General features: G+C 52.0%; 18 protein-coding genes. All 18 read right to left on the reverse strand.

Annotated elements, in window-relative coordinates:
- Nucleotides 1-43 precede the first annotated feature (43 nt).
- Nucleotides 44-412, reverse strand: coding sequence for a hypothetical protein (locus NSB03_RS06395; RefSeq protein ID WP_024987480.1), 369 nt, complete (start codon nucleotides 410-412; stop codon nucleotides 44-46).
- An 11-nt stretch (nucleotides 413-423) separates the two neighbouring features.
- Nucleotides 424-1,038: a conjugative transposon protein TraK gene (traK, locus tag NSB03_RS06400; protein ID WP_024987481.1), complete on the reverse strand. Its 615-nt coding sequence runs from the start codon at nucleotides 1,036-1,038 to the stop codon at nucleotides 424-426.
- A 3-nt stretch (nucleotides 1,039-1,041) separates the two neighbouring features.
- A complete protein-coding gene (locus NSB03_RS06405; RefSeq protein WP_024987482.1) occupies nucleotides 1,042-1,431 on the reverse strand; it encodes a hypothetical protein in 390 nt (129 codons plus the stop codon).
- A 34-nt stretch (nucleotides 1,432-1,465) separates the two neighbouring features.
- Complete coding sequence (locus NSB03_RS06410; protein ID WP_135038521.1) at nucleotides 1,466-2,599, reverse strand: hypothetical protein; 1,134 nt, start codon at nucleotides 2,597-2,599, stop codon at nucleotides 1,466-1,468.
- A gap of 13 nt (nucleotides 2,600-2,612) precedes the next feature.
- Complete coding sequence (locus NSB03_RS06415; RefSeq protein ID WP_024987483.1) at nucleotides 2,613-3,386, reverse strand: DUF5045 domain-containing protein; 774 nt, start codon at nucleotides 3,384-3,386, stop codon at nucleotides 2,613-2,615.
- Between the two features lie 30 nt (nucleotides 3,387-3,416).
- On the reverse strand, nucleotides 3,417-4,142 hold the full coding sequence (locus tag NSB03_RS06420; RefSeq protein WP_024987484.1) for a hypothetical protein: 726 nt from the start codon (nucleotides 4,140-4,142) through the stop codon (nucleotides 3,417-3,419).
- Nucleotides 4,139-6,676: a hypothetical protein gene (locus NSB03_RS06425; RefSeq protein WP_135038519.1), complete on the reverse strand. Its 2,538-nt coding sequence runs from the start codon at nucleotides 6,674-6,676 to the stop codon at nucleotides 4,139-4,141. Before NSB03_RS06425 ends, NSB03_RS06420 begins: the two co-directional genes overlap by 4 nt.
- 11 nt (nucleotides 6,677-6,687) lie before the next feature.
- Nucleotides 6,688-7,167 (reverse strand): DNA-directed RNA polymerase subunit alpha C-terminal domain-containing protein, encoded by a 480-nt coding sequence (locus NSB03_RS06430; RefSeq protein ID WP_135038517.1) that lies wholly within the window; start codon nucleotides 7,165-7,167, stop codon nucleotides 6,688-6,690.
- 11 nt (nucleotides 7,168-7,178) lie between these two features.
- Complete coding sequence (locus NSB03_RS06435; protein ID WP_024987485.1) at nucleotides 7,179-9,884, reverse strand: TraG/VirB4 family ATPase; 2,706 nt, start codon at nucleotides 9,882-9,884, stop codon at nucleotides 7,179-7,181.
- 106 nt (nucleotides 9,885-9,990) lie between these two features.
- Nucleotides 9,991-10,287: a DUF4133 domain-containing protein gene (locus NSB03_RS06440; RefSeq protein WP_024987486.1), complete on the reverse strand. Its 297-nt coding sequence runs from the start codon at nucleotides 10,285-10,287 to the stop codon at nucleotides 9,991-9,993.
- Nucleotides 10,288-10,299: 12 nt separating this feature from the next.
- Nucleotides 10,300-10,668, reverse strand: coding sequence for a DUF4134 domain-containing protein (locus NSB03_RS06445; RefSeq protein WP_024987487.1), 369 nt, complete (start codon nucleotides 10,666-10,668; stop codon nucleotides 10,300-10,302).
- 73 nt (nucleotides 10,669-10,741) lie between these two features.
- On the reverse strand, nucleotides 10,742-11,068 hold the full coding sequence (locus NSB03_RS06450) for a DUF4134 domain-containing protein (protein ID WP_135038515.1): 327 nt from the start codon (nucleotides 11,066-11,068) through the stop codon (nucleotides 10,742-10,744).
- Nucleotide 11,069: 1 nt separating this feature from the next.
- Nucleotides 11,070-11,516: a hypothetical protein gene (locus NSB03_RS06455; RefSeq protein ID WP_024987488.1), complete on the reverse strand. Its 447-nt coding sequence runs from the start codon at nucleotides 11,514-11,516 to the stop codon at nucleotides 11,070-11,072.
- Nucleotides 11,517-11,745: 229 nt separating this feature from the next.
- Complete coding sequence (locus tag NSB03_RS06460; RefSeq protein WP_135038513.1) at nucleotides 11,746-12,633, reverse strand: DUF8464 domain-containing protein; 888 nt, start codon at nucleotides 12,631-12,633, stop codon at nucleotides 11,746-11,748.
- A 106-nt stretch (nucleotides 12,634-12,739) separates the two neighbouring features.
- Nucleotides 12,740-13,846: an AAA family ATPase gene (locus tag NSB03_RS06465; protein ID WP_024987489.1), complete on the reverse strand. Its 1,107-nt coding sequence runs from the start codon at nucleotides 13,844-13,846 to the stop codon at nucleotides 12,740-12,742.
- Nucleotides 13,824-14,198 (reverse strand): helix-turn-helix domain-containing protein, encoded by a 375-nt coding sequence (locus NSB03_RS06470; protein WP_172501093.1) that lies wholly within the window; start codon nucleotides 14,196-14,198, stop codon nucleotides 13,824-13,826. The genes NSB03_RS06465 and NSB03_RS06470 overlap by 23 nt, the downstream gene beginning before the upstream one ends.
- 198 nt (nucleotides 14,199-14,396) lie before the next feature.
- The gene (locus tag NSB03_RS06475) at nucleotides 14,397-15,161 is read right to left on the reverse strand and encodes a hypothetical protein (protein ID WP_024987491.1); all 765 of its coding nucleotides are present in this window, start codon (nucleotides 15,159-15,161) and stop codon (nucleotides 14,397-14,399) included.
- 140 nt (nucleotides 15,162-15,301) lie between these two features.
- A complete protein-coding gene (locus NSB03_RS06480; RefSeq protein ID WP_135038511.1) occupies nucleotides 15,302-16,432 on the reverse strand; it encodes a site-specific integrase in 1,131 nt (376 codons plus the stop codon).
- Nucleotides 16,433-16,768: the final 336 nt, after the last annotated feature.

The raw sequence follows: 16,768 nt of genomic DNA on the forward strand, positions 1-16,768 counted from the left end.
CGCGTCTCTTTCGGGCGCATATCGTCGGCAGTACGGATGTCGTTTATCGCATCCCTTCTGCCTTGTTTTCCCTCATTTCGAGCTTTTGCAGGGCCTTGTGCCGTTCCCGGAGAATCGAGTCCTGCATCTCCGTGGCAGTCCTGTGGGAGGGCTGGTAACGGCATACCACTGTCAGGCGGTAAATGTTCCATGCCAGCCCGCCGATGACAAAGCCGAATATGATAACCAGAAACAGCGTCCGATGCGCGTTGGCGAAGCCCTGCACCTTGGCGGCTGTCTTGTCGATGCGCGTCGCCTTGGCAAACTTGCGTCCGGCATCCACATCGCGTTCGTAGCGTTCTTTGTATTTCGGATCATTCTTGTCCGGCATCTTCTCGCCGAACAACATCCTGCGGAATCCTTTGATATTCATTGCTCCAATGGTTAATAGTTGCTTTTCGTCTTTTGCTCGATATCCTTGTTGAGCAGGGTTCGCCAATTCACTATCAGCAGCCCGTGCGGATTGTTCTCCGTCCGGGGTACACGCTTGAGCTGTCCTGCCGTAACCAGTTCACGCATCAGGATATTGCTGCGGCGTTCGATACGCTGCCGTCCGTAGTAGGTGAACTCCATATTGTTCTTGTCAAACCGTACACTGTCACAATAAATGGAGAATACGGCACTCGTTCCCAATATATTAGAATAAAATCCTTTCTCCTTGAGTGTGTTGTACTGCGCAAGTCCGGTCTCGTCCACCAGATACATCGCCTTCTCCATCGTGTACTTGATGTACTTGTCATCCGGTGGAAGCGTGAAGAAGTAGTGGTGGAACATCTCGACATGGGACTTTGCTTCCACGTCCAGCGTCTCGTCCATCGTTGTACGCTGTACCAGTATCGGCACGTTGCCGTCCAGTACGTACACCTTCTTCTGCGCGTCCGTCACCATCGTGCGGGCCGTCCAGATGCTTGATACGCTGATGACGATGCACCCCACGAGAAAGGCGGTGCAGATGATGCCCACCAGCTTGATCTTGTTTTCCAGATTCTTGATGACCATAGCTTACCGTTTTTTCTTGTTCAACTTCTGCATATACTCGTCGTGAAGCATCGGCATGACCGTTTCCATCAATTTCGTCTGGAGCAAGTCAAACTCCATGAAAGAGATTTGCGTGACGTTGCTCAACAGTATCGACTGCACAAATACCCACCAGACTGCACGTTTGCGCTTTCTCACATCTCTTTGCAACTCGGCCACCTGCAGCCGGTAATTAAGGTAGGCTACCATCGGAACGATGTACCGTCCGTCCCGCTTGAAGGCTCTGATTAACCTTTCATATTCCGGGTCGGTGCAGTGGCTTTCACAGAAAATTTCCACCTCCGTCAGGATACGTCTGTCGGAATAGTCTGTAAACCGCTTGTTCTGAAGCCATTTTTCAATTTTCTTTTTCATACTCTAAATATTATAATTGTATAATTTTCCTGTCTTATCGCATGATACCACCCATAGCACCCGTCGCCGTCATCTTGGCTTGCTGCGCCACGCCTTCACCGAAATTTCGGGTAGAGAAGGCCGTGTCACCTTCCGGAATCATCCATGCCGCCAAGTCGGGCACGAGGTTCAGGCACTTCAATGCCACGATGCTCGCCGCCATCAGATAACCGGCCGAGAAGAATGAGTTTTGCAGGTAGGCGGCCATCGTCTGCTCGCTCGCTGTTATCGCCGTCAGGTTCTCCACCTGTATGCACAGCACGATGTCGAACAGTAGCAGCACATAAAAGCCTACGAAGTAGAGCATCGCCCCGTAGAAATGCACCGTCAGATACCTTGTGAGCCATTTTGCCCATGCGCCTTCCCACTTGGGCAGCAGGGAGAACGCCCATTGCAGAGGCCCGAATACGGTGAGCATTCCCAAAAGAATTTGCTGGCAATAAATCGTCGCCCACCAGCCGATTCTGAACACCACGAGGGCAATCAGCATGATGATTTTGTCTATCCCCACCACAACGCCTGCTGTCAGCGAGGTGAACCACAGCTCCGCCGCGTCCTTCTCCATGTTCGTCACTTCGTCCACGCCTGTCTGCTCCATCGTCGCCTCTATCAAGTTGGGGTCGGACGTGCCCGTGTGGGCGACATCGGCCCGTGCCTGTAGGCTCGTGTACATCGTGTCGCGCACGTGGATAAGCTCCTGTACTTCTTCGAATTTGTCCGAAATCTGCGAGGCTTCGGCCTCGTACAGGTCATGGGTGTACGAACCGATGCAGTTCGGTATGTACGATAGGAAGTCCAGAAAGCACCAGCTGCTCCCGCTGCCTGCCATGCCCGTGTCTGCCGGAGGGTACCACCAGCAGAGGATAATCGACACAGCCAAAGGCCGGAAGAGTTTCAGCACGTCCAGCGGTTCCTGCTTGACCATCATCTTGTACGCCATGCCCGCCGCCATGATGATGGCAAAGAGCGCGGCAAGCGCCATACACATCTGCAATATCCACCAGAACGGCCCTTGCGAGCCGGTAAAGGTCGCATCGGTCAGGAACTCGTTAGTTCGAAAAATCACGTCGTCGATTTCTTCCTCCATGAGGTTGATACCGAAATCCGAAAGAATGTTTCCGTCTGCCATACGCTATGTTCTTTTAGTTTCCCTTGTTTACGGTTTCATCTCCCTCTCCGCCGCCTGTACCGCCGTTCAACTGCGAGCCGCGTACCGCAAAGCGCGATTCGTTCCATCGGTTCACGGCTTCGCGGACGATGCTTCCCTTGTTCAGGTTACGCTCGTCGGTCGCGTTCAGCAGGTTGCCCGTCATCGTGGCGTTTTGCCTGCGGGCAAGATACCCGACAAGAACCCCGTTCTGCCGGGTCACGTCCTCGTAAATGCGCAGGTACTCCTTCTTCCGTTGTGCGTTCGGCATATAAGCGTCTCTGGTAACCTTGACGGCACTCTGGTACACGTGGTAGTATTCCATCCACCGCTCCTTGTCGTCCGGTGTGCCTCCTGCGGGTAGGATGCGGTCAATGTTGCGCTTGAACCGCTCCATCTGTCCGTTTATCTTGTCGCTTTCAGCAATCCACGCGAGGTCCACCTGACGGTCAGCCACGTTCAGCGCCTCTATCTTCGCACGGCTGACCAATGCCGAGTCGATGGCTTCGGCTTCGTCCACCTGGTTGTACAGATTGACGCCCGCCAGCGTGCGGAACGCCAGCTTGTTCTTTACCGCCGCCGACTTCTTGTAGGAGTTGTGCAGCAGTGTGTAATAAAGGTCGGGCGAGAGTGCGCCCGCTCCGGTCTCCATGACCGTAATCTGGTTCTGCTTCGGCGAGTCGTGGTTGTAGGTTACACTGACACCCTGCGCATGAACCGCACTTGCCGTTACAACCGTTATCGCCATGAGTAAAAATGTCTTTTTCATCTTCTTTTCTCTTTTATATGTTTCTATTCGTCAGTCTTCCAGTCGTCCCGCTTCACGCCACCGTCCGAAAGCCCCGTCAAGAATCTCCCGTTTGGTGCGCTCGCGGTATATCTTCGATTTCCAGTAGCCTATACGCACCTGTATGTACCGCCACGTTTCGATGTACGCCCGGTTCAGGTGCCGTTCGATCTCGTCCAGCGATTGGTTGATAGCCTCCAGTACTGTCAGCAGGTCGCTGGTCGAGCAGGCTGCCGCCCCTGTGGCGTACAGCACGAGGTCGCTCACCGACTTGTAGAGCTGCTCCCCGTCATGGGCGATATCGCGTATGGCTTTCTCGTTGATGGTCAGTATCAGCGCGTCGGACGGTTCTATGCGTCCCCGTTTCAAAATCTTCTCGTTGAAGTCCTCCAGCAGGCTCTTGTAGTCGCCGATACGGTCGCTCACCGCCGTGTAGGTATTCTTCACGTTCAGCGCCGTCCGCAAGGACTGGTACATCACGTCGATGATGTCGAAGGCACGGGTGTAGCGGTCCAGGTCCACATTCAGCTCCTTGTAACCGCCGACCTCCTTGCGACTGTACCCGTGCAGCAGCTTGTTACTGTATTCCAGCGTACTGCGGGCCAGCAACAGGCTGCGCTGTTTCTTGTGGTCGTTGATATATGCCTCGACGGAAACGACATCAAAAGTCCATTGTGCTTTGGCGATACCGGGCAGAAGTGCCAACAGCACGACCGTTATCAATAATATGCGTTTCATGGCCGTACCTCCTTGCTTCCGTTCCCTCTCTTCGAAGCCCGTGCGTTTTCCACCCATCGTTCATGGCACTCCTCCACGAGTGTGAATCTGCGTCCTTCGTCCGTGTCCAGTTCCGGAAGCACGTCCTTCAGTACGTCGATGATGTTGCGCTTGTAGTGCATCATCTTCTCCAATGACACGAGGTCGGCATATATCTTCGTGATACGCGAATCCACCTCACGGGCTATGGCAAGCCGGTCGCTCGACCACAGCAGGTGGTACACGTCCCCGGTCGGTGTCTCTTCCATCGGAGCGGTACGGGCGTACTCCGTCGTAATCTTGCAGGACGGGTGTTCCCGGGCGATTTCCGCGATGCGGTCGTTCACCATTTTTGTTTTCTCTTCGTCCGAAAGGCTCGGGTCGAGCGTCAGCACATCGGCTACGAACGTGTCGGTGTACTCCGTGGTCAGTTCCCAGCTGATTTGCAGGATGGCACGGTGAATCTTGATACCGAGGAAATACTTCGGTTTCCGCGCTATCGAAATCGTGGCCCGGAACGTGATGACACCGTTGATGTTCGGCATGGTGGCCTTGCGCACATAGGTATAGCCGCTCCATGCGCCGCCGTCCTGCCACGTGAGGTTGTAGGCCGTCCTGCAGTCCTGCATGATGGCGGGTATGCGGTAGTAGTCGTCCGTCGGCACGTCGTTGTCGCCCGCCGCTTCCTGTATCGCGTCCGCATACTCCTTCTGTTTCTTCTGCCATTCGGCCAGCTCGCTTTTCAGGCGGTCTATCTGTGTCTTGTTCGCATTGTACTGCTGGCGGTACGTTGCCGCGTCCTCCACGCTCGCTTCGGCAATTTTCTTCAGCAACGCGACATTCTCATCCTCCAGTGCTTTTATCTGCGATTCAAGCAGGGCGACCCGGTTGGCCGCTTCCTGCACCATACCGTCCAGCTCGGAGAGGTCCAGCTCGTTCTCCGTGACCGAAGTCTGCATGGCGCACTCCTTCGAGTGGGCGTTCAGCGAGCTGCCGCACTTGCGGCACTTGTACTGTGTCGTTCCATGTCCGAGCGTGGCACCGTCCGAACAGGTCACGCTGATGGTCACACTCTCACAACCTTGCAACTTCGCCGCGTCCGTCGCCTGGTAATAGTTCTTCGCGTCGGAAGCGATGAAATAGACGTGGCCCTCCTCGTTGTCGTTGAACTCCGAGAGGCGGGCGTTCAGCCCGGCCTTGAACGTGTTCAGGTCCATCGAGTAGGAATCGAATACATCCTCGTAGATGACCTCCTCATGGTTCCAACTCTGCTTGACGTGTATCTCGTAGGCGTATGCCTTCTTCGTCTGCTTGCCGCCCCGGCTGATGACGTAGGCACTCTGCCAGTAGTTGATGGTATAGGTGTAGCCGTCATTCCGGTTGTTGAGTTGCTGAACCCGGTTCCTTGACCATCCGGCATACCGTTCCGAGTTGGAAAGTGCCTGCTCCCGTTGCGAAGCGTTGGGATAGAAGCCGGGATCGCTTGTTTCGAAACGCGTCCACTCGCCGCCGTTCAGGATGCTGTTGTCATCCGTCGGCGGGTAGTAATCGCACAGCGAAACGCTGCCTTGGTCGCGGCGGGCAATATACCACCGCTGCGTATAATAGTTCCCGGCCACCTCGTCCAGATAATCGGTCATCCATGACGTGAGGTTATATTCGCTCAGGTCGAACAATCCCGCAACATTGTCCTCACCGCCCACCATGTCGATAATCAGGCCGCCGAGATTATGCTCCGCCTGCTCGAAGAGAGTGCCGTAATGGTCGTACAGGTTGAAGATTTCATCCACCTTTCCACCCATCAAGTCATGGAACGAGCTGCTCTGCAACAGGGCGTCCCCGATATTGCTGATTCCCGCCGTGGCAAGCCCGACACCCATGTCGTAAAGGTGGTCGATGTCCTCTTTCAGATTTTCGCCCGTGAAGTTGCCTGGCACACGGGCAAGGTCATCCAGCAGATGCCGCCAGTCGATGCCTCCCGTTTCCGAGAGTTTCAGCAAGGGGGCGATGTCCCGGTTGATTTCGAGGAACATGATATCCGAAAACGTCAGCGTGCTGTTCGTCACCACGCTCTCGAACTGCATACACAGGCTTTTCGTCTCGTCACATATCTTCATCAGATAGCTGCCCCAGTGGATGGCCGTTTGCGGCGAGCGTAGCATCAGCTTCGCCACCACCCATATTTTCGGCATGATTTTCTCCGCCACCATGCGGTAAATCCGGCGATAGTAATAATTCTCCGTACTGCTGCACCAGATACCGAGGTCGGACAGGGCCTTATGCTCCAAAAACTTGGAGGCGAAAATGCCTGCCGTGGCCACTTCCGCCGCGTTGTAATGTTTCAGGATGTCATCGACCTGCTCCCGGTAATAGCTCTCGGCCACCGTCTCCGTGCCGAAAGCGGCAGCCATAGCCGCCACGGTACGCGCGTCGTAGTTCACGCTGTAATACTGGGCGCGGACACGCTGCGCGAGGGCGAGCGACAGCACTATGAGGATGAGCGAAAGTCGTTTCATCAGTATCTCGCTTAACGGTTAAAAAAAAGGAATTTCCGCTTGCTGCGGTTATTTGTTTCGGGTACTCCTTGCAGGGCAAGTATCAGCTTTTCCGCTTCCTCCATTGCCTCGTATGGGGACAGGCTTCTGTATTTGACATACAGGTCTCTGGCAACCTCGTATCGGCGCTGTTGCCACTTGGCTGCTTCCGACTCTTCATAACGAATGATGGTGGTAACGCACTCGTCCTCTTCGGATTTAATGCCCATATAGATATCCAGCTCCTTTTCGGTCATACCCGGCCGCAGGCCATGTCTGCTTAGTATATCCCCGATGTGTGCGATGCTTTTGTGCCCCAAATGGCGGAATCGAATCAAATCCTGGTTGGTGTGCAGGCACAGGTCACGGACAGAGACAATCTCATGGCTCCCGCATACTTTGCGAATGCGAAGGGCGAAAGGTTCTTCGCAAAACAGCTCTCCTACATTTTGGTTTATGTCAATCTTTTCCATTCTATATGATTTTATTGCTTCGGTTTCAGATTCAATACCCGTCCCGCCTCATTGACCTTCTGGGCAAACGGCAGGGATTTGCCGATACCGCTGGCGTCCCAGTCGCGGCAATACGCCTCGATAGCTTCCTGATGGCTGCACCGGAGTTCTCTCTTGTAGAGTTTCAGGGCCTCTTTCTCCGCCCGCTCGGTCGTGTAGGTCATGTAGCACTCGTGCGGTTCCTCCACGCCGTACACGCCGCTGGTGCTTCCCCGGCGGATGAACACCTCGCGGAAGAAGCTGCGCCCTTCCTTGTTTTCGAGGCGGTTGATGGTGAAGATTTTCTTGCAGTCCACGTCCGTAAGCCCGAGAATGGCCTTGATTTCATCGAACCTCTCGCGGAACTTGCTCTGGTCGAGCAGCATCACCACGTCCGAGTTGTTGATGATGGCCTCCTTGACGATAGGACTGCCGATGATGTCCTGTATCTCCTGCGTCACCACGCCCACCGAAGCCCAAAACTTACGGGCCGTCTTGTACATGAACTTGATGTACTCGGCCATGAGCGGGCTGGCAATGGCTTTCCATGCCTCCTCGATGACCAGGACCTTGCGGTTCTTCTTGATACGCATCTTCTGCAGGAACACGTCCATGATAATCAGCGTAACAAGAGGGAACAGGAGAGGATCATCTTTTATACTGTCGATTTCAAAGACAATGAACGTTTCGTCAAACAGCGAGCTGTCCATGTTTTCGTTCAACGTCTTATCATGGTTGCCGCCACGGTAAAAGTCTTTCATCATGTAGCGGTATGTCGAAATGTCAATACCCGAAATACGGTTTTCGTCGCAGATGTCTGGAATACGTTGCACGGAAAACTCGTAGAACGAGTTGAAAGACAGCTCTTCCACTTTTAACTCCTTGCGGCGATGTTCCATTTCGTTAATCATGCGTTCGATGCGCCCGGCACGCTGCACCTCGTTTTCTTCCTGCCGTTCGCTGTGGTTGCGGTCGTCGATAACGAGGCTCTTGCGCAAATCCTCGCGCTGCATAGGCGTGAAGCCGTCGAACCCATTGAAATAAGTGTCGTAATACTCCGTGATGACCTGTTCTATCAGACGCTCCTCCGTCTTTGTGACCGTGCCCTGCGAACCTTTCCAGATGAGCAGCACGAGATTCTTGAGGAAACCGGTTTTCTCCACGTTCATCTCCTCGCGGTGGATGCGGAACGGGTTCATCGTGATAGGCTTCTCTTCCGTGTAGCTGATGTACTTGCCGTTCAGGTACTCGCAAAGTCCCTCGTAGCTGTTTCCCGTATCGACCATCACCACGTCCGTTCCCTGCTCGTAAAGCTGGCGCACGACGGAGTTCATGTGGAAGCTCTTGCCGCTGCCCGAAGGCCCCAGGCAGAAAAAATTGGAGTTGTCGGTCAGTTTGTGCTTTCCCTCCTTTCCCGTGATATCAATAGCCACGGGCACGCCCTGACGGTCGGTGTAGTAGATTTTCAGCGGCGTCTCCTCGCTGTGCTGTATGCGTTCCTTGTACATCAGGCACATGGCGGCGTCACCCAGCGTCAGAAAACGGTCATACTCTTCGTTCATGCCATAGCAGTTGCCCGGGAACGAACTGACGAACAGCTCCAGCTGGTTGTAGGCGTGCTTGCTGATATGGATGCCCATGCGCCCAAAAGCGTTTTCCAGATGGTTCGTGCATTTCTGCAGGTCGGTGTCGGCCGGTACGGCGACAATCAGGTTGAAGTGGGTGTACACGAGCTGACGACTCTCACGGGCGATGACCTCCTGCACCCGCTTGATGTCCTCGACGGCCATCTGGTTGCTCGGGTTCGGGATGCTCGCGTGCCGGTTTTTCTTTTTATCCAACATGGCCAGCTCACGCTTCTGGCTGGGCAGGTAAATGATCTGGTTATATACCACCGTCTCCGCGTTCGGGATGCTGTCGATAACCGACACGAGGTCCACCGGCATTTCCGTATTGTTGACTTCGATATTGGTATAGGGACGGATCTGCGAGGGCAGTGCGGCGTAGTCCACGTCCACAAGGCTGTACACCTTGCAGCGTTTGTCACCCATGGAGACCGTCTCCTCGTCCGCCTTGAAGTTGGTCATCGACACGATGCGGTCCTTGAAGTTCATGGCGAAATAGCGGTCCACATACTCGCTTGTTTCTTTCTTGTTCAGGAACTTCACCTGCACACCGCCGTCACGCAACTGGTCGTGTACCTTGCGTATCTTCACAAGGAAGTCGCGCCACTGCTTGCCGTCATAAGAGAACAAGCGGCTCTTCTTCGCCTCCTGCGTGATAGTCAGGTAACACACGCTGTCCGTGTAGTTGCGTCCCTTGAAATAGCGGAAGTAGGCCGATGACAGGAACTCGCGCCCGTCGCCCGTCTCGTTCCCGAATTGCTTCCGCATGAAAATGTCTTGCTTGTGGATGGCATATCCTTCGCCCAGCGTCTGCGCTATGGCTGTGAACAGGTGCGTGTACTCGTAGTAGCTGTCGATGTTGGCACAGTATTTCTGTACCGGGTTCTCTATCTTCAGCACGGCAGAGTATTCTCCCGTCTTGGTGTACAGTACGCCTACACCGTTCGTCTCTTCCACGGAGAAATAGATGTCCTGGAAGATACGTTTGCGCTTGCCTCCCGTGCCGAAAGCATAGACCGACACTGCCATGCCGGCGCACAGGGTTATAAAAAGCAGTATGATGTACAATGTCATTTCAATACACATAAAAAAGACAGAGCCGCCCGAACTTCAGGCGGCCCTGCCCGCGTTCAACATTCAATAGGACCACACGTTGCACGTGGTGGTTTTCTTTCTACCGTCATAGTTTCTTCGAGTAGGCATAGACGTACACGCCGCGCAGCTCTTTCTTGGTATGCAGCCCTTTCCGCTGTTTGAGCATGATGAGCGCGATACCCGTGGACAAGACCGCGACCAGCACGACCAGCCCGGACACGAAACCGGCCAGACAGTACGCGATGATGAAGCCGACAATGGCTCCGCCGGCCGCACCCGCAGCCCAGTAGATGTAGCGTCCTTGAAGCCCCATCAGTTCAAGGGGCCGTTGCAGCCCCTTGAACAGCGGATAGTCGGGATAACGTTCGTCCTTGGCTTGCATCGCACGTCAGGTTTAACCACCGATACCGAAGAACATCGGCAGGGCCTGTGCGGCGGCAATCAGGAAGATACACGCGCCCACAACCATCATAATCTTCTTCTTGACATCCTGTTCCTCGTTGTTCATGGCGATATAGACGCTGATTGCGCCTACGATAGCCACTACACCGGCAATGGCGTAGCAGAGCTTCACCATGATAGGAACGTACTTGGCGATTTCCTCCGTAACGGTCGCCAGCGCCGTCGTTCCGGCGGAATAGTCTCCGGCGGAGTTCTGTGCCATGACAGCCGTCGGGCCGCACAGCATCATCAGCATGAACATCTGCATCTTCTTCTTGGCAGAGGTCAGCTTCTTCATCAGTCTTTTTGCTTTTTGAAACATGATCTTTTATATTTTATTGATTTATTGTTTTCCGTACCGTCACTGCGGCGGTACGTCTTCGCATCTTAGGTCTCTATATGCGATAACCGAAAAAGGCGGGGAACACGAAGAATGCGCCGATGGCAAAGAGGCAGGCACCGACAAGCATCATGATGGACTTGGTTATGTCGTCGTCGCCCCGGTTCATCTTGATATGAATCTGGAGCGCGGCAATGACAACTAAAACCGAGGCGAGTGCGTAGCACATATACTGGACATACAGCATCATCGTGACCACGAAGTCGTGCATCGTGGCCAGCGCGTCCGCACCCCAACTGTAATTCACGCCGCCGCTTTTGGCAAATGCCGAACATGGGAGGATGGAACATAGCGTACAGAGTATCTTTTTCGTCCTTGACATTTTACAACTTATCTTTGACAGGCTTCCACTTCAACTCGGGACGGTTTTCCAAACATCCTCTGGAAACCATCGCCTTGTACATCTCCTCCGATGTGAAAGGGTCAGACAGGTAAGGGACGGTATCTTCCATCCGTTCCTCCGCCTTCGCTTTCAGACGCTCGAACCGTATATGAGCGGTTTCTTCTTGTTCCGCATCGTCGTCCTGCACCGCAGGCGTGGCGACCGCTTCGACCTCCGTGTCGTACTTCTCGCTTCCGATGCTGAAACCGGTCTCGTTCTCCGAGACGCTGATGCTCTCTTCCGTGGCATCCACAAGGCCAAGGTCAAAGACCTCCTCGTCCGTCTTGCCGCTCTCTTTCTTTCCATAGAGGTCCCGGGCGATATTGATCGCATAATAGATGACGTACAACACCGTCAGGACAATGGCGAATATAAAGTATGATTTCATATTTTTAAGTATGATATTAAAATTCGATTAAAGTATGATTGCAAAGGAAAGGATTATATTCTATATGCGGAAAAATCTTGATGCTAAACGATAAATTAGCATATAAAATCAGTATGAAAATTGTAAATCATACTTTAATATCATACTTTAAGGGGAAATTTACGTCATGACGGGACATAAAAAAAGCCCTCCGGAGAGGAGAGCTTTCTGGCAGAACGGGCGGCGGGTCCTACAACCTCTTCCCGCGCAGGTAATCATTCAGGTCCTTGTATTCGCCGTAACGGTGCGCTTCGTCACAAACATACTCATCATACATACCGGCTATGGTCTCTGCGGTTTTCCGCCCGGCAAGATCATTATCAAGGTAGCAATGGATAATCGGGTACTCCTTCAGGTGAACCAGCGCTTTCTTCAGGTTGTTCACGGAGTTCATCACGAGATAGTCGCAAGACGTGCCGATGCAGACAGTATCATCACCCGCCTGTTTCAATGTCAGGTAAGAGAGGAAGTCCATGAAGCCCTCGAACACGCAAATCCGGTTCTGTGTGCCATCCCGCGAATGCCTTACCAGAGAGATGTCCTTCTCTTTGATACATCCCTTGTAGTAAGGGTTGCGTACCTCATATCCGCCGGAGAGATTGCCGAATGCAAGGGCGAAATAGTGGCGTTTCCGTAGCTCGTAATGCACTTCCCGGCAGAACATACGCGCGATATCCCCGTCGATCAGACGGGTGCGCAGGTAGGAGAGCAGCGCGGGATGTCGCAACGGCACGATTCTTATGTCCTGCATCTCGCATTCGACGGGTCGGGGTGTCGTGTCCGCAATCCGGATTCTGGGTATCGGGGCAACGCCCTCGTGCCGCTTTATGTATGCGAGTACCTCGCTCACGTCGTCCGTCCGGTAAAGATGCTTGCCCAGTTCCACCAGATCGCCACCCGTCGCCGCGCCAAAGTCATACCACTCGTTCAGCCGGTCATTGACTTTGAATGACGGCGTGCGCTCATCGCGCAGCGGTGAAAGGTACCAGTACTGGTCCGATTTCACGCTCCTGGGATGGTACCCCAGACGGGCGAGATAGTCCACGATGCGCAGCTGTTTTGCTTCTGCTATAGTCATGTCGATTTCTTTTCACTTGTTTTCAAAAAACAGTTTACTTTGGTTTTCCTCCCTATATATAGATAGATACTAAAGTAAACTAAAATATATATGCCCGCGCCCGCCGTCATTCTTCATCAAAAAGCATGGCTTCGGTGGGGGTTACATCATAGTAGAAGAGCTTGTCCCGCTTGATGACCAGCTTCAGGTTGTCGGTCAGGTATTGCAACAGTTTTATCATGACGCTACGTCCCCGTTTGAACCCGATGGCTTCGTAAGCTGTCATCATCGCCTGTAACACGTTCTCGAACCCCTTGATAGGCTTATCCCCGAAAGCGATGGAGAGGGCCTCCCTGTGCTGCTCGACAGACAGGTTCATGAATCCTGTCCGGTTCTTGGACCGCTCAGAGGCGTTTCCGTCGAACGAGTGATTCTCGGCCATGACCGGAAGTCCGCCTTCATCCACCGTAAAGGCGAAGGGCTTGAACTCCTTCTCCCGGATGTGCAGCGCATGTACCTCGCTGATTGCAGGATTCTCGTTGCTCTTACTGATAACCAACACGGTCTCTGCCTTGTTGCTCATCTCCGTACCGATATGCCCGCGCACGTTGTTATCGCCCTTGTTCAGGTGGAGCACGCAATGGATATGCAGGTTGTACTTCGACGACCATTCCATCATCTTGTTGATGACCTCCACCGATTCACCCGTGCTGTTGATGTCCAGCATCAGGTCACGTATTCCGTCGATGATGACCAGGCCGTACCCCTTGCCTTGGCGCAAGGCGTAGTCGATAACCTCTATACGAACGGACGGCGAGTATTCCCTGAGACAGATGAAATCAAGGTTTTCGTTGTCGCACGTGGTGGGCAACCCTGCGAGCCGCAGGATGCGTTCCAGTACGTTGTGGCAGTGGAAGCGACTCTGTTCCGTGTCCACGTACAGAACCTGCTGTTTGCCCTCGGGCAGATGTGCCCGGTAATTCAGTACCTGCCGTCCGGCAAGGGATGCGGCGACGATGGCCGACACGTTGAACGTCTTTTTTGACTTTGCCTTACCGGTTGAAGCACTGAAATTGCCCAGCGTGGCGATAGTGGAGTTATCTATCCAGATAATCTGTGGGGGTGTCTCGTAAGTGTCCGTGGCCTTTATCTGCGATACTATGAGTATGTCCGACAAGCGGTTTTCGTTGATTCCCGTCCCGGTATTACGTTCAGTTCTTTTTTCGTTTTCCATAGCGTCTCTTGTTAAAGAATGGTTGTGTGGTTGACGATTCCGTAGCCATACGTTCGACGTCATCCACGGTAGGCTCACAGTTCTGCAGGAGCCATTCGTCCAGCTCATCTTTGGCGAAGTAAAGCATTTTGCCACGAGGTTTGTAGTGCGGAATCTCTTTGTTTGACGTGAGTTTGTATAGCAGGCTCTCCGAAACACCGATGTACATGCACGCCTCCTGGAATGTAAAGACTTTCTTGGTCGTGTAGATATTGTTTTCCAGCAAAGCCACACGTTCCAAAAGGTTTTCTACCGGTTCCAACTTCTTGAGAACCGCTTCTATGGCGGTTATCCGTTCGCTCAACCGTTCCATGAATGTAATTCTATTTTGCATAAGACTGATGTTAAAATTAGACAATGAAGGTGCTCCTCCGTATCTGTAGCGCGTTACGGAGGGCAAAGTTAGACGATGTGTAAGTGACAGCGAGACGTTGCGGGTTGATACCATACAGGTATCAGTGCAATTATCACGCTTTTACCTTTCACATGCTTGGCTTTTTAGCACTTCATGTCATTCCTTCAATCCGGCGATGGCCTTTCTAATCCCGTTGGCGACGGCTGTCTTTTTTATCCTCGCGATAGACAGGGCCGTGGACAGGCTTGAGGCAGAGACGTACGATTTGCCGTCCTTTGACACAAGGAACCGTCCTTTGTCAAGAACTGACTGCCAGTATGGTTCGATGAGCCTGTTTTCGAGCAGGGCATCGAACATGACAGCCACGTGGCGGACGTTGTTTACCCGGATGCTGAAATCTTCCCGGCAGGAAAAAAGCGCCTCCATGTCCTCGATGCAGAGTGTAGAAACGCAAAACAGATGAAAAGCTGTGGCACAAGCCGCGATGCCTTTCATCTGTTCTCTGGAAAAATTGCAGCCAAAAGAAAGCGGAGGAGTGTGAGCCGGATTATCCGCACCTGGACTGCCGGGAGATGACTCGTAGAAGTCGTACTTCCACTTCAGTCTCATGCAATCCTCAAAAGAGAATGTGTCTGCGGTAAAGAATTTTTTGACGAGACCTGCACAATCGTGTAGCAGTCCCTTGACGATGTGGATGTTCATCTCGTGGCAGTTCCTGCAAACAGCATCGTTACAGTTGATGTAGCGGTGACTGTTTACGAAATCATTCACGTAACGGTTATACCGTTTGCCGTCTGCAATGACATCCTGAAGGTAAATAACTCTCGCCTCGGAAAGCAGGGCGAATAACTCTTCTGCTACATCCTGCTCAGTAGCGAAGTGATTCACGTGTCGGCTCCCTTCAAAAAGAGAGAAGACCATTGTTTGGTCGTTTCATGTCCGAAAATTATTTTAATGGGTTAATACATATATATGATGATTTGTAATCCAATGAAAAACATTGGAATTACAAATATAAAATTCTTGTCTGCAAATTCAAATTTGATATGCGGATTAATGTGTCAATCAAATAATCCGTTCGTTAAATTGACCGCATCATCCTTTTTCTTATTGACGATTTTAGCGTAAACCTGCGTCATTCTCACAGATGTATGACCGAGCAACTTAGATACGGTATAGAGGTCTGCACCAAGCGTCAGCATCATGGTCGCGAACGTATGCCGGGCTGTGTGAAACGTAAATTGTTTGGAAATTCCGGCGGCCTTGGCCCACGGCTTAATAAGCGTATTGACAGTAGATGGCAAATCGAATACGTTGTCGTCCCCCGTCTTATCTCCACGTTCCGGCATCCATTTCAACGCCTCATTGGACAGTGGAAGATAAATCGGCTCTTTGGTTTTCTGCATGGCCACAGCCAAACGGTATTGACCATGATCAAGAAACACGTCTTTCCATTTCAGACCCTTCACGTCGCTGATGCGTAGTCCGCAGAAGCAAGAAAACAGGTAGGCACTCTTCACCGTTTCGTTCTCCATAGGGGTGGCAATCAATGACCGCACCTCTTCGATGGTCATGTAACTACGCACGCTTTCCGGCATCTTGGGTTTCTCCGATTTCTCCATTTCATTAAACGGATTTCTCAACAACCGTTTGGCACGGACAGCAGCGTTAAGTGCGCCGTTGAAGATCTGGTAATAGGTATTGCGTGTAGAAGCAGCTATCGGCTTCCCTTTTGGACGATAGGTTGTCAGCATATAGTCGATGTAGCCCTGACAAAAATCAAGGTCTATCCGGTCCAAAGTGAACCGTTCTCCCGCGTAATCTTTCAAGATATGGGTAACAGCTATGATTTGGCCGACGCCCTTCTTATCCCGTTTTTCCTGATACTCTTTATAGGTTTTCATCCAATCGAGCAGATAAACCTTATCCACGTGATTCACTATACCTGCTTCTCCGCTGGTCAGTTCGATGATGCGTTTCGATTTGATGGCATTGGCAGCAGCCATCGTAATCTCGTTCTGCCGACGGGCATTCCGATCTGTTTCCGGAATAAGATACATCTTCAGGTATTCGTATGTCCGTTTGCCGTTACGGTACACATCCAGATACAAACTCTTACTGCCATCAGACAAATCCTTCGTCCGGAGACGTATGGGTTCTTTTACTTTTTTAGGCTTCTTTATTCGTGGCATAATTGATTCTTTTCATACGTTGTTTTCTAATGCAAATGTACAAATAAAAACCGAAATCAAGAAACAAATAAGAAACAAAAATGTACCGAAAAAGAGCTAAAAGAGAGAAACGGATGAAAACAACTGAAAGAAAATACAAACAATTAAAATATTGATATAAAGCTGTTTTCTCTATACATAATTGGATTTTATTTTCATTTTAGACATACCCCTATGGTTATTGCTAATAAGACAAAGCGATTAAAACAACAAACTTTTTGTAACTATTCAGCGAAAACAAAGGATGCGAAGATATAGCCCGTCAGTTTAGACGAGCGCCAATATAGCATCGAGAGG

The sequence above is a fragment of the Bacteroides acidifaciens genome (assembly GCF_024623065.1).
GTDB classification, from domain to species: domain Bacteria; phylum Bacteroidota; class Bacteroidia; order Bacteroidales; family Bacteroidaceae; genus Bacteroides; species Bacteroides acidifaciens.